Below are 21,176 nucleotides of genomic sequence, written 5' to 3' on the forward strand. Positions count from 1 at the left end.
TAGGCAGCGATGAAGCTGATCATTTATGCAGACGGTGGCTCGCGCGGCAATCCCGGCATCGCCGGTTCTGGCACCGTGGTCTACGCCGCTGATGGCACAACCGTGCTGCGTGAGATCGTCTATGTCGTCGGCAAGAAAGCCAGCAACAACGTTGCCGAATATCACGGCTTGTTGCGCGGGCTGGAAGCAGCTGTGGAGCTGGGGGCGGATGACGTCGATTTTTATATGGACTCCCGGCTGGTCGTCGAGCAGATGAATGGCCGGTGGAAGATCAAGCACCCGGATATGAAACAGCTCGGGTTGCAAGCGCAAAAACTCATGCAACAGTTAGGTGCGGTGCATCTTAGTTGGGTGCGTCGTAACGACAATAAGGTTGCCGATGCCTTGTCTAACGAGGCCATGGATGCTGCGGCCAAAGGACACGCGCCGGGTGTGGTGGACCGTGGCGACGGGCCAGATAACGTTGGCGACGAGCCCGATAATGTTGGCGATGGGCCCGATGCAGAAAAGTCCCCGGCGACAACGGGCACGCATGCTTCCTGGACAGGCGCGACCTGCCAGCCGACCACGTTGATTCTGGTGCGGCACGGGCAAACAACCTACTCCGCTGAACACCGGTACTGCGGGCACAGCGATATTGCTTTGACCGAGGTTGGCGAGCAGCAAGCCGAGGCCTCTGCTGCAGCGGTGGTTGAGCGCGGTGAGATTGACCTGGTGGTGTCCTCGCCACTGCAGCGGTGCCAGGTGACGGCGAAAATGATTGCCGAAAAAACCGGTGCGCAATTAGAAACGCATGATGCGTTGATTGAGGCGAACTTCGGAAACTGGGAAGGCCTGACTTTTCAGCAAGCCCAAGACGACGATGCTGAGCTACACGATGCCTGGATTACAGATGCGTCGTTAACACCGCCAGAAGGGGAGTCGCTTGCGCAGGTGCATCGCCGGGTACGCGAGTTTCGCAAACAGCTCGTCGCCCAGCATCCGGGCAAAACTATTGCGGTGGTCAGCCACGTAAACCCGATCAAATCACTGATCCGGCAAGGGTTGAATGCTGGGCCGGCGACGTTTAGCCACCTGTTTTTGGATTTGGCCAGCATTGCTGTGGTGAAGTTCTATGACGAAAACTCGCCAGTGGCATCCGCGGTGCTTAGCGTGAACGACACGGCGCATTTGCAGCGTATTTGCACGGGTGCGTGACTATCAACGAAGATAGGGTGCGTGAATGAGCTGGCCGGGCGATCGCGGCTGACAAACTACGCTGACAACCGTGTGGCGTGAGTGAAAGTCGAGGAAAGTCCGGACTCCACAGAGCACGATGGTTGCTAACAGCAACCCAGGGCAACCTGCGGGCAAGTGCAACAGAAAGTAGACCGCCACCGGGAACGCTGCGAGCACTCGCGACGCTTCCGGCGGTGAGGGTGAAAGGGTGCGGTAAGAGCGCACCAGCATGCCAGGTGACTGGCGTGGCTAGGTAAACCCCATTGGGAGCAAGGCATCACGGCGCGCCACGGTGCGTGCCTGCTCGAATGCTTGAGGGCTGCTCGCCCGATATTCGAAGGTAGCTGCTTGAGGTCACCAGCAATGGTCGGCCCAGATGGATGATCGCCCACGCACCACCACGGTGCGGGACAGAATCCGGCTTATAGGCTGGCTCATTCACTCACTATTTTGGCGACTTCGCCCGGCAACAAGCGCGTGACCACCAAGCCATCAGCGCTGAGATCATGAGCGAAGTTGTCGGCTTTTTTCTTGTCGACGTAGGCGATCACGGCCTTGGAGGTTCCCGCAGCAGCCGCCCGCGCGGCGATTGCGCCACGAACCTGACACAACTGCGCCAGTTCCATGGCAGCATCGAGCGTGTAATCATCTTGTAAAGCCTGCTGTGAGCTGTGCAGCAATGGCCAAATGTCCCGGGAACGCTGCGAACGAAGCGCGTGTGCAAACTGTTGAGCACGCTCAGTTTCCGTTTCGTGGAAATCCAGCCAGGTGCGCGACTCATGTAGCTCCGGGACACCGTCGGTGCCATGTACTTTGTGCACCGCGGACAACCATTGCGTAACGCGCGCCGGGGCGTCGGGAAGCAGCCGCAGCGACTGTGCACCAAATGCATGCTGGGCGGACTCCACAAACCGGTGGCGGGAACGGATTTCGTCGGACTGGTCGGGCGACTCGGCATCCTGTGGGACTGTCACCGCAAAGGCTGCTAATTCTCGCGTCACCGGGTGCACTGCTTTGGTGAGTGAACCATCGGCATAATCCAGCACAGAGATTTGTGCAGCAGCTCCACGCAAGGCCGTGGAATACCGTGCACGTAAGGTGGCGGTGCTGGAAAACACCTCGCCGGCCTGCCCGCAGATTTCCGCCAACCGCGCTCGCAGCGGGGCTTCGTCAATATCAGCTGTTTCTGCTTGCAATGCCAGCGCTAAAGCGGAATCAATAGCAGCGTATTCACCTAAGCCCGAATCTGGGGTGATTTCAGACAACACCGTGATATTCATGCCGTTGGTTTCGCGAGAAAGTAGTTGGCGCTGCACCATCATCCAGACGATCCCGCCTAAGCGCTCGGCCAATCCGCCGCGCGGCAGCGGTGGGGTAGTGGGCTTACCGGATTCATCAATGCCCGGTTGTTGTTGGGAATACAGTTCGGCGACCTCATCCATGGTTGTGGACGCCTGCGTGGTGGAGCCGTCGGTAAGCGAGGAGCGGCGAAAGTTCACCACGAATTGCTGGTCCTCGCGGGCAGATACCGCAACTGCGGCGCGCTGCGCGGCCAGACTCATGAGTACGACGCCGCCTGCGTGATCGACGTGTTCTCCGATCAGTGACCAGGTGGCGGGGGCGTCGGCTTGCCAGGTTGGGGCACAACCATGGAGTTCTGTGTGCCATGCGGCTGCAGAAACGGTCAGTGAAGCGTCAGGTGAACCGTTCGTCTGGGGCGCATGTGGCATGGGGGAAGAAAACTCCTTGGAAATCGGGAATAGCGAACCGAAAAATCGAAAATACCGATCGAGAATATCGATATGGACACATCCGTTTTCGGCAATCTCGGGCGATTTTACCTGTTTAGCTGTGTCGGTGGGTAGTCAGATTTATACTGAATAGGCATGGTTCTGGCTTTTGTCTACGCAGCAAAGCTAATGGCCGGGAACTCGAATGAAGGAGCAGCACTAAAACATGGCGCACGCAGATGAACAATGGTTTTTCAACCCCTCTACTGGGGAGGTGACCGAAGGTAAAGTCGCTGGGTGGAATGATCGCATGGGCCCGTATGACAGTAAAGAATTGGCCGAAAATGCGTTCGAGATTGCGCGGAAGCGAAACGACGCTGCTGATGAGGCAGAAGAAGACGATGACGACTGGGGCCAGCCTGCAGCTTGGGAGAAATAATTCTCAGAAGAGACTTTCGCCCCGCCCAATGTGACCGCGGTTGCCTAGACTAGGACTCATGAACAGTCAACACGATTACGTCTTGCGCACGGTTGAAGAACGCGATGTTCGTTTTATCCGCCTGTGGTTTACCGATATCACCGGCGCACTGAAATCCGTGGATATGTCACCGGCCGAGCTGGAAAATGCGTTTGAGGAGGGCGTCGGCTTCGATGGCTCCTCCGTGGAAGGGTTTTCGCGTGTGGCCGAATCCGACACTATTGCGATGCCTGATCCTTCGACGTTCAAGATCATGTCTTCGGAAAGCGAAAATGAATCGTTGCTGACAGCGCGCATGTTCTGCGATATCGTCCAGCCCGATGGCAGCCCGTCGCTGGTGGATCCGCGCTATATTTTGCGTCGCCAAGTGCAGGAGGCCGCGGATGACGGTTTTACCTGCATGGTAGGCCCGGAGATTGAGTTTTATCTGCTGCAACAGACCGATGATCCAGCTGATCTGCAGCCGACCGACAACGGTGGTTATTTCGACCAGTCGACGATGAACCTGGCACCAGAATTCCGGCGCACTGCTATTCAGATGCTGGAAAACCTTGGCATCGTTACTGAATTTTCGCACCACGAAACCAGCCCGGGGCAGCAAGAAATCGACCTACGCCACACCGACGCGCTGACCATGTCGGATAACATCATGACCTTCCGTTATCTGATCAAGAAGGTAGCCCAACAGCAGGGCGCACGAGCGACGTTTATGCCCAAACCGCACAAAGACTGGACCGGCTCGGGCATGCATACCCACATGTCCTTGTTTGAAGGCGATAGCAACGCTTTCCACGATCCTGATGATGAATTCTGCTTGTCGACGACGGCCAAGCAGTTCATCGCTGGTATTTTGCACCACGCGCCAGAGCTCACCGCGGTGACCAACCAATGGGTGAATTCCTATAAGCGGCTGATGTTCGGCAAAGAAGCCCCTGGCGCAGCAACCTGGGGTGTGTCTAACCGTTCTGCAATGGTGCGCGTGCCCACGTACCGGTTGAACAAGCCGGAGTCACGTCGGGTAGAGATCCGCAGCCTGGATTCTTCGGCAAACCCTTATTTGGCCTATTCCGTGTTGCTGGCTGCTGGGTTGCGCGGCATCAGGGAAGGCTATGAACTGGGAGACCCAGCCGAAGATAACGTGCAAGAGCTCACGCGCCGCGAACGCCGGGCGATGGGCTATATTGATTTGCCGAATTCTTTGGACCATGCTCTGCGCAAACTCGAAAAGTCTGATTTCATGGCAGAAGTGTTAGGCGAGAACGTCTTCGAGTTCTTCTTGCGGTCCAAGTGGCAAGAATTCCGCGCGTATCAGGAACACATCACTCCTTTCGAGCTCCACAACAACCTCAACATTTAACCCCGAAGATCTGAGCGATACTGTGACTTCGAACCGCCCATCCATTCCCTCGATTGCCACACTGGGTCTTTCCAGCCCGAAAGCTAGCGAAGATATTGCATGGCTGGGGTGGAACGATCCCGACCACACCACGCTTTTATGGTGTTTGGCTGCAGCGTCCGACCAAGACCTTGCGCTGAATACACTCATGCGCATGGCAGGCAACCTTGCCGACGATGGCGCCGAACTGACAGCACGCCTGTGCGAAGATGAAGCATTGCGCGTGCGGTTTTTCGCTTTGCTAGGTGGATCCACTTTGTTAGGCGATCACCTTGCCGCACACCCGGAGACTTGGCAAGAGTTGACGAAACCATTGCCGGAAGAACACGAAATGTTCCAGCAGATGTTGGGGTCGGTGGGCGCACACGTCGCAGATTTTGCTGAGCTTGAATCAGTGGAAGATGACCCAGCCAGTAAAGATCTCACGACGCCAGGAACTTACCGGGCGTCGGTGACTGGCAGTGAGGCGGTTTCTGCGCTACGCGATGCGTATCGCACACTGATGCTTCGGATCGCCGCGCATGATCTCGCTGGCAGTTATTTCGCACGCAAAGGGCAATCCGAGCCGCAACCAAAACTGTTATTTAGCACGGTTACCGGTGCGCTGTCGCGTTTGGCGGATGCGGCTTTGACTGCTGCACTTGCGGTTGCAGTCGCGGAAGTCTATGGGCCGTACCCCACGGACCCAACGGAAAATGCAGATGACAAAACATCCGGAAGCCATTCGACGACGGAGACGACGCAGACGGCGGCCCGGACAGCGGCCGGAACAGGGCCGGGGGCAAGGAAAACCACCGCAAAAAAGGCTACACCCGTCGACGCCCGCTTGGCTGTGATCGCGATGGGGAAGTGCGGTGCGCAGGAGCTGAATTACATCTCAGATGTCGACGTCATCTTCGTCGCCGAGCCTGCGAGCAATAAAGCCACCCGGCTGGCGGCAGAATTTAACCGCATTGGCTCAGCCGCGTTTTTCGAAGTCGACCCCAACTTGCGCCCGGAGGGCAAATCAGGCGCGCTCGTACGCACTTTAGATTCACATATTTCTTATTATCGCCGCTGGGCAGAAACCTGGGAATTTCAAGCATTGCTGAAAGCCCGTGCACAAACAGGGTACCTACCACTGGGGCGTCGCTACGAGGACGCCATCCGGCCGATGGTCTGGACTGCCTCGGAGCGTGATTCCTTCGTCGAAGACGTGCAAGCAATGCGTCGTCGGGTCCTAGCCAACGTGCCGAAAGACATGCGCAACCGTGAGCTGAAACTTGGCACCGGCGGCATGCGCGACGTGGAGTTTGCGGTGCAACTTCTGCAGCTGGTGCACGGACGCTCTGACGAGCGTTTGCGGGTTTTATCCACAGTGGAAGCTTTAGATGCTCTGAAAAACGCCGGCTATATTGGGCGCGAAGATTCCTGGCAACTCATCGAGGCCTACGAATTTTTGCGGCTGCTGGAACACCGCCTGCAATTACAGCGCTTTCGTCGCACGCACACGATGCCTGCCGATGACGACACAGAGGCTTTGCGTTGGCTGGCACGCGCGGCCGGCTTCGATGCCCACGGCGCGAAATCATCCTATGACTTAATGGTGAACCACCTGCGCAAAGTCCGCCTGCGCATTTCCGAACTGCATTCGCGCCTGTTTTACCGGCCGCTGCTGGATGCCGTCGCCTCCATGTCCGCCGAAGAACTGCGGCTGTCCCCGGCAGCGGCGAAGCTGCAACTTTCTGCCCTCGGTTACCGACACCCAGGGCGCGCATTTGACCACCTCACCAAGCTGGCATCAGGTAGCTCCCGAAAAGCCCGCATCCAGTCGATTTTACTGCCTGGGCTGATGGAGTGGCTCGGAGAAACCGCCGATCCTGATGCCGGGTTGTTGAACTACCGCAAACTATCGGATGCGGCATTCGATAGGGCTTGGTTTTTGCGCATGTTGCGCGATGAAGGAATCGTCGGCAAGCGCTTGATGTCGATCCTCGGAAATTCGCCATACACGGCAGAACTCATTATCAACTCGCCGGATACCGTGAAGCTGCTTTCCGACGGTGCGAACGGACCGAAGTTCTTAGACACTAACCCCCAGCAGGTGTCGAAATCGCTAGTAAACTCGTCGAAACGCCACGCGGACCCAGACAAGGCGGTCGCGGTGGCGCGATCCTTAAGGCGTGTTGAGCTAGCGCGTATTGCTGCAGCAGATCAGCTTGGATTCATGCCGGTAGAACGCGTGTGCCGGGAACTTTCCTTGATTTGGGACGCGGTACTAGAAGCAGCAATCCGCGCGGAAGTTCGCGCCAGCCTGCGTGAGATGGGCCGAGAAGAACCACCTGCGCGCATTGCAGTGATCGGCATGGGCCGGTTGGGAGGCCAAGAACTTGGTTTTGGCTCAGACGCAGATGTCCTCATGGTGGCCGAGCCAGCCGAAGGCGAGGATGAGACCGAGGCGATGGCCTGGGCGAAAAAAATCGTCGACAAGCTGCGTGCCCGGCTGGCGAAACCCTCCGGGGATCCACCGTTGGAGGTAGACCTTGGGCTGCGCCCAGAAGGTCGCAGCGGGGCGGTGGTGCGCAGCATTTCTTCGTACCGACGCTATTATTCGCAGTGGGGTGAAGCCTGGGAAATCCAAGCCCTGCTACGAGCAAATGTGGTGGCTGGAGACCCCGAAGTCGGGGCGGAATTTATCGAGATGATTAACGATTTCCGCTACCCGGCAAGCGGAATTTCTGATGCCACAATTCGCGAGATTCGCCGAATCAAAGCTCGCGTGGATAATGAACGCCTGCCGCGCGGAGCCGACCGTAATACTCACACCAAGCTCGGCCGAGGTGGATTAACGGACGTGGAATGGACTGTGCAATTACTGATCATGATGCACGGCGCAGAACACCACGAACTACGCACCCCCTCAACGTTAGACGCACTCGATGCTTTGCGCGATTGCGCAATCTTAAGCGCTAAGGAAGTCACACAACTACGGGAAGCGTGGTTGATGGCTACGAATGCCCGCAACGCGCTGGTGTTGGTGCGTGGCAAACGCGTCGACCAATTGCCACAACCCGGCAACCACCTGGCCCAAGTTGCTGGTGTTGCCGGATGGGCGCCGGAAGAAAACCAAGAATTCCTCGAGGCTTATCTGAAGGCAACCAGACACGCGCGCCGGGTCGTTGACCAAGTTTTCTGGGGTGAACCAGACTCTTATGAATACGAATAGGCCCTGCGTCTATCAAAAAACTGCATCCCAGCAAACCTGTAACTAGGTGCTGCCACCAGTGCAGCTGGAGATAGCTGTTTCCGGTGGCTAAATAATGTGATATACCTAGCAAACTGACAGGAATATCTACTGTTGCGGTCACATAACCTGGTTAGACTAAACGATGTCGAATCGTTATTGGTGAAAATGCATCAAGGAAGATTACCCAAATGCCACAACAACAAGCACCTACACAGAAGCCCAAAACAAGCACGCGTTGGGTCTGGGGTGTAATCGGTCTAGTGACCGTCGTCGCTGGCGTCTTTGCATGGCAATTCGCTTTACACAACGACGAGCAACGCAGCGGGCGTACCGTCGGTGCGATGCTAACTGATCAACCACACCCGTTCGACGATGATGCAACTGCTGGCAGCAGTTTCGCGGCCACCCCGAACGGGGAAATATCGGCAGAAATCTATACCAACCGGCTTTCTGAGCTTGCCTCTGCATTGGGGCTGCCCATGGAACTTGCCACGTCTTCTGACCGGCCGGACATCACCATCACCGTGCACAACGAAAACCGTGCTGCCATGCGAATCGTTCTCGAAAATATTCTGAACCAAGCGGTAGAGCGCAGCGAAATTTCCTATGTGGACCGAGACCGAGTGCTTTATACCTTTGACCTGGGTTTGATCGATGCGCCCACTAGTGCGATCGCAGAGCACGTAATCGGTGGGGCAGAATCCGATGCGCAGGCCCCGGATACTTCCGCCATGCCGAAGCAACCAACAACCCAATAACGCCGACGGCCCACACCACACCAGCGGCTAAGGCCGCAACCTGAAAATCACCCCAGGTGTATTCACCACCAGCAGAAGAAATATCCAAAACAACGCCGATCCCCTGCGATGCCGCCATTCCGGCTAGGAAACCACCCATATTCGCTAAACCAGTAGCAGTAGCTACAACTTCGCGGGATACTCCCTCGCGCACGTTATCGAAACCATAATTAGCTGAAGACGCGCACAAAGCCACAATCACGTTAACCACCACGATGGCGGCTAGCCCCCCGCGGCGTAGCGCTGGCGAAAAACACCACCCAGGTGAGCACGATCGTGACAGAAAACCCACAACTGCCCAGTGCCTGGCAGCGCCGATACGGGCAGAGAAGATGCCATGCAACGGCCCAGAAAACACGGTGACGACGGTGTTAATTGCCAAGACCGCACCGGCCTGTTGTGCGCTGAGCCCCATTCCGAGTGTCATCAATGGGAAACCCCACATCATCAAAAACACCAGCTGAAACATTAGGCAGGAATAGTGCATGAAAAAACCCTGCCAGGCAACTGGTGTGCGAAGCAGCGTACGCATGCGGGTGCGCAACGAATCGCGTCCGCTAGCAGCCGTACCGGATTCCGGCGCATCCGCTGCGCGCCGATCAACGTCGGGAAGATCTTTAATGGCCAAGCCCGCCAAGCCAGCGAGCAAAATGCTGGTCGCACCCAAGGTCACAAAAGCGCCCGTCCAACCAGCGCTACCGAGCAAAGCCAAAAATGGCACAGCGGAAATAAACTGGCCTGTCTGCCCAATCGCGCCGGTCAACTGCGTAAACAACGGCGTCTTGCGCAAAGGGAACCAATAGGGAAGCAACCGCATGACAGCCAAAAACGCCGAGGCATCACCGGCGCCGATCAATACGCGAGCAACAATCGCCAGCGGGTAGGACGTCGTCAAGGCCAACAGAAACTGCCCCAACCCCATGACTACCGCACCAAACATAACCATCGCACGCGGGCCAAACCTATCGATACCCATCCCAGTGGGAATTTGCGCTAAGGCGTACACACCTAATTGCACTGCCGCGAAAACCGCGATGCGTGAGGCATCCACATCGAAACGCGCAATGGCTTCTACACCGGCTACGCCAAAGGAGGTGCGACCTGTGATCGCGACTATGTAACACGCCACGCCAGCTACCCAGACCACCAATGCCCGGCCAGTGACTACCTCGCGGGGGTGCGGTGCCGAGCCACCAGTCCGGGATATCTTGGCGCGGGAGGTACCGCTTAAGGCAGAACCAGGTGGGACAGCTTCTGTGGTGGAGGCTTGAGGGCGGCTAGCTTCCGGGCGAGAAGACCCTGAGCGTGAAGCTCCTGAATGAGAAGCCGGTGAAGCGTGATTTTCCATACAAGTCATTGTAGGTAGACGCTAAGATGAACTCGTGGATTATATTTCAACTCGTGACACCCAGGCACAACCCGCTCAATTTACCGATATTTTGCTCGGTGGCCTCGCAGCCGACGGCGGGCTTTACTTACCTACGCAGTACCCTCAGCTGGATGCAGAAACCTTAGCGAATCTGCGGGAAGTTTCCCGCAGTAGTGGATACGCAGGGCTTGCAGCAGAAATTTTGCAGTTATTCGTCGACGACATTCCTGCCGCCGAACTCGAAGCCATGGCGCGCCGGGCCTACAGCACAGAAAAGTTTGCGCACGAAGAAATTGTGCCGGTGACCAAACTAGATGAGCAGTTTTATATCGGCCATTTGTCTGAAGGCCCAACCGCGGCGTTTAAAGACATGGCTATGCAGCTGCTTGGAGAGCTGTTTGAGTATGAGTTAGCGAGGCGGGAAACCACGCTGAATATTCTGGGGGCGACCTCGGGCGATACTGGATCCTCGGCGGAATACGCTATGCGTGGACGTCAAGGCATCCGTGTATTCATGTTGACCCCGAAAGGCCGGATGAGCCCGTTCCAGCAGGCCCAGATGTTCGGGCTGGATGATGAGAATATTTTCAATATTGCGCTGGATGGAGTTTTTGACGATTGCCAGGACGTGGTCAAGGCCGTTAGCGCGGATGAGGCTTTCAAACGCGAATACCGCATCGGCGCGGTTAATTCCATCAACTGGGCGCGGTTGTTAGCACAGATCGTTTATTACGTCTCTTGCTGGATTAAAGTCACTGAAGCAACCGGTGATTACGCACAGAAAGTGTCGTTTAGCGTGCCGACGGGCAACTTTGGTGATATTTGCGCAGGCCACATCGCCCGCCAGATGGGGCTGCCGATCGACCGGCTGATCGTCGCCACGAATGAAAACGACGTGCTTGATGAGTTCTTCCGTACAGGTCAGTATCGGCCTCGCTCTGCCGCGGATACGCACGAGACTTCCTCGCCGTCGATGGATATTTCCCGGGCCTCAAACTTCGAGCGCTTCATCGCGGACCTGTTGGATCGTGATGCCGCCCAGGTGGCAGAGTTGTTTGGCCAGCGCATTAAGGACGGAGGTTTTGCACTTTCCGACGATCTGCTCACTCGCGTGCGTGAAGAATTTGGTTTTGTGTCCGGACGGTCGCTGCACTCGGATCGCTTGGCGACGATTGCACAGGTACAGCAGAACCACAACATTGTCGTCGATCCGCACACTGCCGACGGCATTAAGGTCGCGTGGGACGCCGTGGCCGAACACGAGATCACCAGCCCCGTGGTGTGTTTAGAAACTGCGCTTCCGGTGAAATTCGCCGAAACTATTGAAGAAGCTCTCGGTACTACGCCGCCGATGCCACAGCGTTTCGCTGGCATTATGGATGGTGGCCGGAAGGTTGTTGATTTAGCGAACGATGCCGAGAAGGCTAAGGACTACATTCGTACTTCGATTGAGCAAACAGAAGTCCGTTAATTAGTATTCGCCGGGTTATACTCTGTAGCTATGACCGGGCATGAACAGCACAGTTACGCAGCGCGCCCTGCCGCACAGCGGGGCAGTGTTGTGGCAGCTTTAGCCATTCCAGCGCTGTTCGCCACGGCTTGCAGCACTGCCTATTTTGGTGCGGGCGAACTAAACCAAGCAGGCAGCAACGGCGGTGCTACGGGGGGATCTGGAGTCCAGGAAGCCCCAGGTAATTATGACCAAGCGGCGGCACAGCCCCGGCTGGCGCCTCCGCCGCGAGTCGACGCACTCAATGGTGCGGACAACCAACGCCTACCCCGAGAACCAGAATCGCAAACTCGGATTATTCATCCAGTGAGTGCGCCGCTGGCACCGGGGGCGCCCATTGATATTTCTACCCATGTGCCCGCACCGGGTGAGCAATTTAATTACAACATTTGCACCGTTGCGTATTCGTTTACTGATGCTAATGGCACCGGTTATGCCGTTACTGCCTCACACTGTGGGCGCGAAGGCGACTTGGTGTGGGCAGGCCAAGGCAACAATAAATTCCGCTGGCCTGCAGAGCCGATCGGTACTTTTGTCTATTCCGATTTGTATACCCTGAATTCTTCAGATTTAGACGTTGCGATTATCGAACTCAACGCTAATGCATACGATGCCAGTTTGGCCGGCGGGGCCGATGCTGCGGTGCACCCAATGCCGACTGCAATCGCGGAACGGCTTGATTTTCTGCCAGAACAGGTGTGCAAGAATGGCAGGATCACGGGCACCACGTGCGGGCACACCACGGCGTCTCAGGCGCTAGGCAAGCTGAACACACATGATGGCGCGGTGTTGAATGCGCGTTCGGCGCGGGCGGCCTTGTGTGCGACCACTGGTGATTCCGGTGGGCCGGTATATACCGAAATAAATGGCGAAAAAGTCATTGTCGGGCTGGTTTCCGGCACCACTACGCAGCAGGCCACACACCAGTGTCACCTGGAAGAATCCGGGCATAATGTCGGGAATAGTGCCGGGGAAGGCATTAGCGTCTCGTATACACCGGCCACTGAATTTCAGCGCATCATTAACGCTGTGGTGCCCGAGGCTGCGGCTAATACAGAAACCTGGTAAGCCAGCTAGAATACGGATATGGCAACCCCGGAATTTATTACCCAACTGCGTGAACATATCGGCAATGCACCCTTGTGGGTTCCAGCCACTACCACGGTCGTGATACGCGAAGTGCCTGCCGATGCTCCCATTTGGGAGGTTCCGACGGTGCTGTTGGTTAAGCGTGCCGATACTGGCGATTGGACGCCGATTGGTGGCATATGCGAACCCGGTGAACAACCGCACGCTACTGCTGTGCGGGAGGTAAAAGAAGAAACTGGGTTGGACATCGAACCAGTTGCCTTGCTCGGCACCGGCGCGGTGGGGCCAGTAACCTACCCCAATGGCGACGTGTGCCAGTTCATGGACACCGCGATATCTGCTAGGTTGCTCGGAGACTACGATCAGCAGCCGGTGGTAGCTGACGATGAATCCGTTGCTGTGCAATGGTGTTCCGTAGCCCAGTTGCCACAGTCTGTATCGGCCCGCCACAGGCTGGTTATCGCTGATGCAGTAGCGCATATGAAAAACCCGGCTCGTTTTCGCCCACGCTTAGGATTCACAAAGCGGAATGGCTAATACCCGGCTTGGTGGCACCTGGGCCGGGCTTATGGTTAGTGCATTAGCGCTGACTGCATGCAGCATCACCTCTTCCGAAAGCCAACCGCCTGCCCACGAGCAGACAAATCCAGCGGAACACTTAGGTGCCAATGGAATTGGAACGTATGTGGCCCTTGGCGATTCTTTTGCTTCCATGGCCTCGCGTGCTGGTGCGCAACGCCCAGATGATCCGGTTGCTGATTTTTGCCGGCGCTCGCCAGATAATTACCCAGCAATAGTTGCGGAGTTGCTGGGAACGGATACTGCTATTGACCGCAGCTGCCAGGGCGCGATTATTGATAATCTTTCAGAAACCCGCGAAGCCGGCGGGGTAGAAGTACCCGCACAATTAAATGCTTTGCGTGAAACCGAACAGCCGGTAGAGCTCGTTACCCTGACGATTGGGGGCAATGATATTGGCTTCGGGGAACTCGTGTGGTGTGCTCAGACAGCGATGCACACCGGTGAGCCGTCCAATTGCAATACTTTCTTGGACCGCAAGGTAGCGCACGAAATCGGTGTGGTTTCTGATCGCTTGGACCAGGTTTTTCAGACCCTCGAAAACGAGGCCCCACAGGCGCGGGTGATAATGACAGGCTATTTGCCTTTGCTTGCAGCTTGGGATGACTGTGCAGAAATCGCCGCGATTTCGGGAACCGACCGCACGTGGTTGCAAAGCGTGACTCACCAGCTCAACCACGCACTTGCAGAAGCCGCCCACCGCAATGGTGCGGAATTTGTGTTGCCTGATGACGTCGACAAGCACACCGTGTGTGCACAACCACAACAACGCTGGGTGGATCTGACTGGTATTGAAACCGGGTCGTTCCCATTTCACCCCACTGCGGCGGGCCAAGCGGCCATGGGCCGGGAAATTCACCAGCGGGTTGCAACGCTGCGGTAGCGGGATTGCCCGATAGCACTGCAGCGGGTGCAAGCATCGTTAGCGGCAGTGACAGGCGAGGAAAGCGGCAGCGACAGTCGAGGAATGTTCTGTCTGGTTTCGCTGCCCTAAACCTGGCTTGTAGATTAGAGACCATGGCGGAAAGAAAGCGAAGCTGGCTCGATGGGCCGGCCATTCCCGGTGAAAATGAAGATCCCAATGCGCCAAGTCGGTGGCCAGGCGAAAAACTTGGCATGCCGCAGCATGGTCGCGGATCTATGGCACCGGTGGGTAAACGTGCGCTAGCGGTGCTTATTGACTGGTTTGTTGCCTTGGCGCTGGCTTTTGGTTTGCGCTATGGCCTGGGACTTGGCGACGTGAGCCAAGGAGCAACCACCACGTGGAATTATGTGCTCTGGATTGTTATGGGAATTGTGTGCGGCTGGTTGTTTGCCCGCACCCCAGGCATGATGTTGCTCGGCATGGGGGTTGCGCGGGTTGATGCAGAAGAACGTGTCGGCCTATGGCGGGCAGTGGTGCGCACCTTGCTTACCGCATGTTTTTTCCCGGCTGTGATGGTGGATTCCGACGGCCGTGGCATGCACGACCGTGCGACAGGAACCACCGTTATTCGCACGAACTAGCTGGAGTTATTTTCCCTTTTTCGCGTTCATACGACGCATGCGGCGGTTCATGCCCGAAGGGTTCTGTGCCTGGCTGGGCAGCGGGCCTTTGGGCATACCGGCACCGGGGCCAGCTGCAGCATCCATGGCTTCGATGCGGGCGTTGATGTCATAGACCTCAGTTTTGCTGTAGTTACGTGGCAACTTCAGCAGTTTACGCTGCAGTTTGCTGAGTGGAACCTGGTCTTCACCGGTGCCGGTGTAAATCACATGTACCGGAACTCCACCAGCGATGCGATCAATACGGCGACGTTCCTTGTCGACGATCTTCTCCAAGCGCTTCGGGTTGCCCTCACCGACAAAAACCACGCCCGGGTTGCCGACAACGCGGTGCAGCAAATCCTGCTGACGCGTCATGCCTACACCTTGCTTGCTAAACCAGACGATGCCAAAGGTGTTTCGAAGGTTATCCAAGGTCCAGCCGGCAGCACCCGGTTGATCCTCTACGCGCTTGTACATCGAGGACTGCAGACGACGGGTGAAGATCCACATGGCCACGACAGCACCTAATACGATGCCGAAAGGCAAGGTAAACCACTGGCCGCCCCACAACATGCCGATGAAGAAAAACGCCACGGCGATGCCAACTACCGCCAGCAACATCAGCGGGATCAGCGCTTTATCTTCCTTACGCTGCATATTAAACGCTTGCCACATTTGCGAGCGTGTTTGTTTGCGTTGCGCCTTTTTAGCCTGTTTTGCCTCGCGCTTTTGGGCTTTCAGCTTCGCCTTGTCGTCTTTTGCCATGTCTCTCACTTTAGGGGGTAGTCAATCAATTTAGAAAACGCTGCCAGCACTCATACTAATCAGCACTCGCACTAGTAAGTGTCCACGAGAAAACGCGCCCCGGGCAAGACCCGAAGCGCGTTGCAGAATAGCAGCACACCCCTGCGCTGCTATCCGGGGGGCTCCTCCGTAGAAGAGCTAGTATCCACGGCCCCTTAGCGGGTGGTTACCGGGGTCTCCTGGGAAGCGCCATATTTGCTTAACAGGGAAGAAGCTTCCTGCGCGGTTGGGCCTTGCGAAGTCTCCTGCAAGTGAGACAATCGCTCTGGCAGTTCACGGCCGCGAGCCTGCATCGCCTGCACATACAATTTGCCAGCGCGGTAGGAGGAACGCACCAGCGGACCAGCCATGACAGCGCCGTAGCCCATTTCGCGGGCGGCCTTGGAATGTTCCACAAATTCTTCTGGTCGAACCCAGCGGTCAATTGGGTGGAACAGAGGCCCTGGGCGTAGGTACTGCGTGATGGTGATGATGTCGGTTCCCGCATCACGCAGATCCTGCAAGGTATCGAGAACTTCCTGCTCGGTCTCGCCCATGCCCAAGATCAGGTTGGACTTGGTAATTAAGCCATAATCGTGTGCCTGACGAATAACATCGAGCGAGCGATCATAACGAAACGCCGGACGAATGCGCTTGAAGATGCGTGGCACTGTTTCCAGGTTATGCGCGAAAACCTCTGGTTCGGCTTCGAAAACCTCTTGCAGCAGATCCGGTTTGCCAGAAAAATCAGGAGTTAGGTTTTCAATACCGGTATTCGGGTTTAACTCCCGGATCTTCCGCACAATCTCTGCGTACAACCAGGCGCCTTCATCCTTCAGATCATCACGAGTAACACCAGTGACAGTGGTGTAGTTCAGATCCATTTCGCGGATATTTTCCGCTACGCGGCGTGGTTCGTCGGTATCTAACAAACCAGGTTTACCGGTTTTAATATCGCAGAAGTCGCACCTGCGAGTACACAAATCGCCGCCGATCAAGAAGGTGGCCTCACGCGACTCCCAGCACTCGTGAATATTCGGGCAGCCAGCCTCTTGGCACACGGTATGCAAGCCTGCGCCGGCGACCTTGGCCTTCATGTCTTTATATTCCGGGCCGTTGCGGACCTGGTTACGGATCCAGCGTGGCTTCTTCTCGATAGGATTTTCTGCGTTCCGCTTCTCAATGCGCAGCAGTTTGCGCCCTTCGGGGGTGACACTCATAATGCCCCAGCCTACGCCTTGTTGTAGCTTCTGACGAACAGGGTTCGCTGTGCCTTATTGCGGGGATGGGCCGACTCGCGAACTATCCAAACTGTGATCGCTAACGGCTAAGTCACCGGCCAGTGCACGCACCAATGACTTGTGTAGTAGTGGGATCATTTCTTCAGTAGTAACCTCCCGTCCATGTTCCAAGGACAAGGTGGTGACATCCGCGTCGTCAATGCCACAAGCGACGATGTGCTCATAAAATTCCAGCGAGTTATTGCAGTTCAGCGACAGCCCATGCATGGTGACGCCACGAGTGACGCGGATGCCCAGTGCCGCGATCTTGCGGTCCCTGCTGGAAGCATTCTTGTCGACGGCGGACACGCTGTGCGGAACCCAAACGCCGGAGCGGCCTGCAATTCGGCCCACTTTTTGGGTGCCGAACGTAGTCAGCGCGTCGATGATGGCTTCTTCTAAGCGACGCACGTAATCGACTACATCGACCGGTTCTGCGAGCTTGATGATGGGGTAGACGACTAATTGCCCGCGACCGTGCCACGTTATGCGGCCACCGCGGTCGACCTTGATCGTCGGCAAGCCATTAGTGGGCATATCGGAAGGTTGGGTTCTTTTGCCAGCGGTGTAGACATCCGGGTGCTCGAGAAATAACAGTTGATCCGGAATCTCTCCGTCGGCACGTTGCCTGGCTAATTTCGCTTGCAGCTCCCAAGCTTCTTGGTAATCCACGGTTCCTAGCTTTTGAATCTCTAGGGCTTCTTCGGCACGAATGGAACGGTCAGCGGGGAAAAACGGAGCACGCGGGGCAGTCATAGTGCTCATTTTAACGCGGCCTGTCAGAGCAAGCCGCGCGTGCACCTAGCTGCGGGCTATATTCGTGGTTTCTGGGGCTTTCTGTGCCCGCCGCCGGGATTTTTTGAAAAACCGACCGTCGAAGCGTAACACCATGAAGATGGTGAACAATGCCATTGCGATACCAAATGCGAAGCACATGATGTAACCAATTGCTGGCCCCAAAATAGAGATGACAAACGGGAAGACGAAGCCGATATAGGTCAACGAATAGAACGACGCGCTGGCGGCACCCAGTTCTTCGTCTGGGGCTTGACGCTGTGCTTCCTGTAGTCCCGACGACATGAGGATGCCGTAGGCGAACCCCAGCGGGATAGTCGCTAGCAACCCGAAGATGACACCAACGATGGAATCTTGCCAGAGGGCAACGCAGATTGAACACAGCATGCCAACGATGATCAGTGACAGACCATAGACCGCTGGCGGGTAGGTGCGCGAGGTGCCAACGAACCGCTGAATCAGATTGCCGAAGACCATAGCCAAACAAGCGATCGAGCCGGTGTAGACGACCGGGTGGTCCATCTGTGCTTCTAGTAAACGGGTGTTGACTGCGAAGGCTGTTGAAGCCGCACCGAATACCCACGGACCGGACAAGCCTAGGGTAAGCCAAAAACGCTTGGTGGCTACCTGGCTGGCAAACAGTTTGCCCTTGCCGGAACTACCAGTAGTAACCGTCGGGGTGTTCCATACCAGCGGAGTAATGAGAGTTACTAGTACTAGGTGCAGCAGGTAGGGGAACAAATCAGGCTTTGGTAAAAACTCAGCAACTAGACCCGCCACCAGAGGTCCGCCAGCAAAACCGGAAGTAAGAGCGATGGTCGCTCGGCGCGCACCCTGGATTGATGGTCCAGCTGATAGCTGCTTCAGCCAGGCTGCGCCGGAGGCCATAACCAGGCCGGTAGCTAAACCTGTGATGAAGCGGCCAGCGCCGATGAAAAATGCCGGGCCGAAAGCACCGAGTGCCAAAACTGCGGAACCGAAAAAGGAGAGCACCAGTGCGGGGCGAATCAGCGCACGGCGACCGTAGGTATCTGATAGCGGGCCACCAATGATCAGAGCGGGGATAAGGCCCACGATGTAGATGGCGAGGAAAGCTGTCACCTGGCCGTCGCTAAGCCCTGCTTCCAGGCGGTAGGAAACCATCAGTGGAGCAAAGGCGTTGGCGCCGAATGCGACGACGAACATACCTAAGCCAACTCTTAACCAATCGCTGATACGCATGTGTTCCTCTTTTGGCTACTGGAGATCGTGTGTCGATGACCGTCGACAAGACCGGCGGTGTTTGTGATCTTTCATTACCTTGTGCGGTCATGTGACTGTGCTTAACATGATGACCGTTATGTTACGTGATTCAGCTCATAACACGAAAACCGGGCCTTCCTACTCTGCGTCCTGTAACGAGAACAGGAGCTAACAGAGGGAAGGCCCGGTATGCGCGCCAGCTAGCTGCTTAGCAGGGCTAGGCGATTGGTCCTCCGGAGTTTATCCAGAGAATGGGGACCGATTTATAGGTCCAAATCAGCCTCGAAGTCGGCAGTTTCGAGACGATCCTTGATGGTGGTGATGAAACGACCTGCGTCGGCACCGTCGACGACCTGGTGGTCGTAGGTGAAAGGCAAGTAGCACATCTGGCGGATCGCGATAGCGTCCTGGCCGTCTTCGGTAACGACGACTGGGCGCTTTTCGATGACTGCCGTTCCCAGGATGCCGGCCTGTGGCGGAACCAGAATCGGGGTATCCAGCAACGCACCTTCGGAACCGATATTGGTGACCGTGAAGGTAGCGCCAGTGAGGTCATTTGGCTTCAACTTGTTGTTGCGTGCGCGGTCAGCCAAGTCGATGATCTCAGCGGCGATCTCAGGCAAGGACTTGTCTTGTGCCTTCTTGATCACTGGAGTCAACAAGCCCTTAGGAGTATCCACCGCGATGGCGACGTTGACGTCGGCGTGGTAGGTCATCTCCTTCTTTTCAGCGTTGTAGGAGGCGTTGACGTTCGGATGGGATACTAGGGCTTCGACGGTGGCCTTGACGAAGAATGGCAGGAAGGTCAACTTCGAACCGTGCTTGTCCGCGAAAGCCTGCTTGTTGGCCTTGCGCAGGTTGGACACAGCAGTCATGTCGATTTCCTGCACATGGGTCAGCTGAGCGGAAATCTGTAGCGCTTCCACCATCTTTTCTGCGGTGATCTGGCGGATGCGGTTAACCTTTTGCGTGGTGCCGCGCAGCTCAGCCTTTTCTGGATCCACCGACTTGGTGGACCAGTTCGAGCCCGCCTTCTTCGCATCCTTTTCGGAAGACTGCGCAGAGTCCTGGGCAGAAGAATCAGCCGAGCTACCTTCAACAGCAGCCATAACATCCTGCTTACGGATGCGACCACCGACGCCAGTACCTTCCAGTGAGCTCAGGTCAACGCCGTGCTTATCTGCCAGTTTGCGTACCAGCGGGGTGACGTAAGGAACCTTTCCGGAATTCTTCTTCGCTGAATCCTTCGCGGCTCCCTCGTTAGCCTTCTTGGTTTCTTGGTCGGAGTCTTGCTTCTTGTCCGCAGAATCCTTCTTCGCAGAATCGTTCTTCGCAGACTCGGCTTTTTTATCCTCGGACTTCTTGTCTGCGGATTTCTTGTCTGCATCCTTCGAATCGTCTGATTCGTTGGATTCGTCTGCTGCGGCGTTTTCGTCGCCAACGCGGACGATGACTTCTCCGACCTCGACGGTGTCGTCTTCTTCGGCGAGGATTTCGATGATGGTACCGGCAACTGGGGAAGGAACTTCGGTATCGACCTTGTCGGTGGATACCTCAAGCAGTGGTTCGTCGACTTCGACGGTATCGCCGACGGACTTCAGCCACTGGGTGATGGTGCCTTCGGTTACTGATTCGCCGAGTTCTGGCATTTCTACGTCGGTAGCTTGGGATGAGCCACCGGAAGACTTCTTGTCGTTCTTGGATTCTTTGTTGTCTTCCTTTTCCTCAGAAGCGGAATCCTCGGAGCCTGCGTTGTCTTCAGCGTCATCAGCGTCGTCAGAATCATCGGCGCTAGCAGCATCAGCAGAGTCCTGCGAGTCTGCGCTCTCGCCCTCGTCGCCGATGATGGCAATGACGTCGCCAACTTCTACGGTGTCGTCTTCTTCGGCTTTGATCTCCAGAAGCGTACCCGAGACCGGGGAAGGGACTTCAGTGTCCACTTTGTCAGTGGAAACTTCGAGCAAAGGCTCGTCGGCTTCGACGGTATCGCCGACGGACTTCAGCCACTGGGTGATGGTGCCTTCGGTAACCGATTCGCCCAGCTCGGGCATCTCTACGGAGTGCGACATGTGTGAGAGACTCCTCTAAAGTCGTTAGTAAATAGAAGCTACGGCATTCCAGCCTACCGCCATCGCCGCTGCTACGTGTAATGAGTCA

Annotated in this window: 17 protein-coding genes and 1 other RNA gene; 11 read left to right on the forward strand and 7 right to left on the reverse strand. The window is 56.4% G+C overall.

Features of this window, described 5'->3' with window-relative positions:
- The first annotated feature begins 9 nt into the window (after positions 1-9).
- Both HMPREF1292_RS06155 and rnpB read left to right on the forward strand, forming a co-directional pair.
- A complete protein-coding gene (locus HMPREF1292_RS06155) occupies positions 10-1,197 on the forward strand; it encodes a bifunctional RNase H/acid phosphatase (RefSeq protein ID WP_023019187.1) in 1,188 nt (395 codons plus the stop codon).
- A gap of 26 nt (positions 1,198-1,223) precedes the next feature.
- Positions 1,224-1,659: RNase P RNA component class A (gene rnpB, locus HMPREF1292_RS10570), an RNA gene on the forward strand.
- Here the strand turns inward: rnpB and HMPREF1292_RS06160 are convergent.
- A complete protein-coding gene (locus tag HMPREF1292_RS06160; RefSeq protein ID WP_023019188.1) occupies positions 1,653-2,948 on the reverse strand; it encodes a galactokinase family protein in 1,296 nt (431 codons plus the stop codon). The genes rnpB and HMPREF1292_RS06160 overlap by 7 nt on opposite strands.
- Before the next feature lie 226 nt (positions 2,949-3,174).
- Here HMPREF1292_RS06160 and HMPREF1292_RS06165 point away from each other — a divergent pair, with 226 nt between their 5' ends.
- From HMPREF1292_RS06165 to HMPREF1292_RS06180, 4 genes are all read left to right on the forward strand, one after another.
- On the forward strand, positions 3,175-3,387 hold the full coding sequence (locus tag HMPREF1292_RS06165; protein ID WP_023019189.1) for a hypothetical protein: 213 nt from the start codon (positions 3,175-3,177) through the stop codon (positions 3,385-3,387).
- A gap of 58 nt (positions 3,388-3,445) precedes the next feature.
- On the forward strand, positions 3,446-4,783 hold the full coding sequence (locus tag HMPREF1292_RS06170; RefSeq protein ID WP_021353789.1) for a glutamine synthetase family protein: 1,338 nt from the start codon (positions 3,446-3,448) through the stop codon (positions 4,781-4,783).
- Positions 4,784-4,805: 22 nt separating this feature from the next.
- A complete protein-coding gene (locus HMPREF1292_RS06175; RefSeq protein ID WP_023019190.1) occupies positions 4,806-8,027 on the forward strand; it encodes a bifunctional [glutamine synthetase] adenylyltransferase/[glutamine synthetase]-adenylyl-L-tyrosine phosphorylase in 3,222 nt (1,073 codons plus the stop codon).
- Positions 8,028-8,236: 209 nt separating this feature from the next.
- Positions 8,237-8,806 carry a hypothetical protein gene (locus HMPREF1292_RS06180; RefSeq protein ID WP_023019191.1) on the forward strand — a complete coding sequence of 190 codons (570 nt, stop codon included), beginning with the start codon at positions 8,237-8,239 and terminating at the stop codon, positions 8,804-8,806.
- Here HMPREF1292_RS06180 and HMPREF1292_RS06185 read toward each other — a convergent pair.
- The gene (locus tag HMPREF1292_RS06185) at positions 8,712-10,193 is read right to left on the reverse strand and encodes a nitrate/nitrite transporter (protein ID WP_084521426.1); all 1,482 of its coding nucleotides are present in this window, start codon (positions 10,191-10,193) and stop codon (positions 8,712-8,714) included. The two genes, HMPREF1292_RS06180 and HMPREF1292_RS06185, sit on opposite strands and share 95 nt — an antisense overlap.
- Positions 10,194-10,227: 34 nt before the next feature.
- Here HMPREF1292_RS06185 and thrC point away from each other — a divergent pair, with 34 nt between their 5' ends.
- The 5 genes from thrC to HMPREF1292_RS06210 all read left to right on the forward strand — a co-directional run bounded on the left by thrC (position 10,228) and on the right by HMPREF1292_RS06210 (position 14,898).
- On the forward strand, positions 10,228-11,685 hold the full coding sequence (gene thrC / locus HMPREF1292_RS06190) for a threonine synthase (RefSeq protein WP_023019193.1): 1,458 nt from the start codon (positions 10,228-10,230) through the stop codon (positions 11,683-11,685).
- Positions 11,686-11,715: 30 nt separating this feature from the next.
- Positions 11,716-12,792: a trypsin-like serine protease gene (locus HMPREF1292_RS06195; protein ID WP_023019194.1), complete on the forward strand. Its 1,077-nt coding sequence runs from the start codon at positions 11,716-11,718 to the stop codon at positions 12,790-12,792.
- A gap of 18 nt (positions 12,793-12,810) precedes the next feature.
- Positions 12,811-13,350 carry an NUDIX domain-containing protein gene (locus tag HMPREF1292_RS06200; protein ID WP_023019195.1) on the forward strand — a complete coding sequence of 180 codons (540 nt, stop codon included), beginning with the start codon at positions 12,811-12,813 and terminating at the stop codon, positions 13,348-13,350.
- A complete protein-coding gene (locus tag HMPREF1292_RS06205; protein ID WP_023019196.1) occupies positions 13,343-14,275 on the forward strand; it encodes an SGNH/GDSL hydrolase family protein in 933 nt (310 codons plus the stop codon). The genes HMPREF1292_RS06200 and HMPREF1292_RS06205 overlap by 8 nt, the downstream gene beginning before the upstream one ends.
- A gap of 134 nt (positions 14,276-14,409) precedes the next feature.
- On the forward strand, positions 14,410-14,898 hold the full coding sequence (locus HMPREF1292_RS06210; RefSeq protein WP_021353797.1) for an RDD family protein: 489 nt from the start codon (positions 14,410-14,412) through the stop codon (positions 14,896-14,898).
- Between the two features lie 6 nt (positions 14,899-14,904).
- Here the strand turns inward: HMPREF1292_RS06210 and HMPREF1292_RS06215 are convergent, their stop codons facing one another.
- From HMPREF1292_RS06215 to sucB, 5 genes are all read right to left on the reverse strand, one after another.
- Entirely contained in the window at positions 14,905-15,684 is a 780-nt protein-coding gene (locus HMPREF1292_RS06215; protein ID WP_023019198.1) for a DUF4191 domain-containing protein, read from the reverse strand.
- Positions 15,685-15,878: 194 nt separating this feature from the next.
- Positions 15,879-16,922, reverse strand: a complete 1,044-nt coding sequence (lipA, locus tag HMPREF1292_RS06220) for a lipoyl synthase (protein WP_021353799.1) — start codon at positions 16,920-16,922, stop codon at positions 15,879-15,881.
- Positions 16,923-16,976: 54 nt separating this feature from the next.
- A complete protein-coding gene (gene lipB / locus HMPREF1292_RS06225) occupies positions 16,977-17,738 on the reverse strand; it encodes a lipoyl(octanoyl) transferase LipB (RefSeq protein WP_034645959.1) in 762 nt (253 codons plus the stop codon).
- A 45-nt stretch (positions 17,739-17,783) separates the two neighbouring features.
- On the reverse strand, positions 17,784-18,998 hold the full coding sequence (locus HMPREF1292_RS06230) for an MFS transporter (protein WP_023019200.1): 1,215 nt from the start codon (positions 18,996-18,998) through the stop codon (positions 17,784-17,786).
- A gap of 284 nt (positions 18,999-19,282) precedes the next feature.
- A complete protein-coding gene (gene sucB, locus HMPREF1292_RS06235) occupies positions 19,283-21,088 on the reverse strand; it encodes a 2-oxoglutarate dehydrogenase, E2 component, dihydrolipoamide succinyltransferase (RefSeq protein ID WP_023019201.1) in 1,806 nt (601 codons plus the stop codon).
- Positions 21,089-21,176 lie beyond the last annotated feature (88 nt).

Origin of the sequence: Corynebacterium sp. KPL1995, assembly GCF_000477935.1 — a bacterium.
GTDB lineage: Bacteria > Actinomycetota > Actinomycetes > Mycobacteriales > Mycobacteriaceae > Corynebacterium > Corynebacterium pseudodiphtheriticum.

Coding starts and splice junctions, on each gene's coding strand:
- HMPREF1292_RS06210 (WP_021353797.1), top strand. CDS start 14,410: ATGGCGGAAAGAAAGCGAAGCTGGCTCGATGGGCCGGCCATTCCCGGT.
- HMPREF1292_RS06180 (WP_023019191.1), top strand. CDS start 8,237: ATGCCACAACAACAAGCACCTACACAGAAGCCCAAAACAAGCACGCGT.
- HMPREF1292_RS06195 (WP_023019194.1), top strand. CDS start 11,716: ATGACCGGGCATGAACAGCACAGTTACGCAGCGCGCCCTGCCGCACAG.
- HMPREF1292_RS06160 (WP_023019188.1), bottom strand. CDS start 2,948: ATGCCACATGCGCCCCAGACGAACGGTTCACCTGACGCTTCACTGACC.
- HMPREF1292_RS06165 (WP_023019189.1), top strand. CDS start 3,175: ATGGCGCACGCAGATGAACAATGGTTTTTCAACCCCTCTACTGGGGAG.
- HMPREF1292_RS06230 (WP_023019200.1), bottom strand. CDS start 18,998: ATGCGTATCAGCGATTGGTTAAGAGTTGGCTTAGGTATGTTCGTCGTC.
- HMPREF1292_RS06215 (WP_023019198.1), bottom strand. CDS start 15,684: ATGGCAAAAGACGACAAGGCGAAGCTGAAAGCCCAAAAGCGCGAGGCA.
- HMPREF1292_RS06185 (WP_084521426.1), bottom strand. CDS start 10,193: ATGGAAAATCACGCTTCACCGGCTTCTCATTCAGGAGCTTCACGCTCA.
- HMPREF1292_RS06170 (WP_021353789.1), top strand. CDS start 3,446: ATGAACAGTCAACACGATTACGTCTTGCGCACGGTTGAAGAACGCGAT.
- sucB (WP_023019201.1), bottom strand. CDS start 21,088: ATGTCGCACTCCGTAGAGATGCCCGAGCTGGGCGAATCGGTTACCGAA.
- HMPREF1292_RS06155 (WP_023019187.1), top strand. CDS start 10: ATGAAGCTGATCATTTATGCAGACGGTGGCTCGCGCGGCAATCCCGGC.
- HMPREF1292_RS06200 (WP_023019195.1), top strand. CDS start 12,811: ATGGCAACCCCGGAATTTATTACCCAACTGCGTGAACATATCGGCAAT.
- lipA (WP_021353799.1), bottom strand. CDS start 16,922: ATGAGTGTCACCCCCGAAGGGCGCAAACTGCTGCGCATTGAGAAGCGG.
- lipB (WP_034645959.1), bottom strand. CDS start 17,738: ATGACTGCCCCGCGTGCTCCGTTTTTCCCCGCTGACCGTTCCATTCGT.
- HMPREF1292_RS06205 (WP_023019196.1), top strand. CDS start 13,343: ATGGCTAATACCCGGCTTGGTGGCACCTGGGCCGGGCTTATGGTTAGT.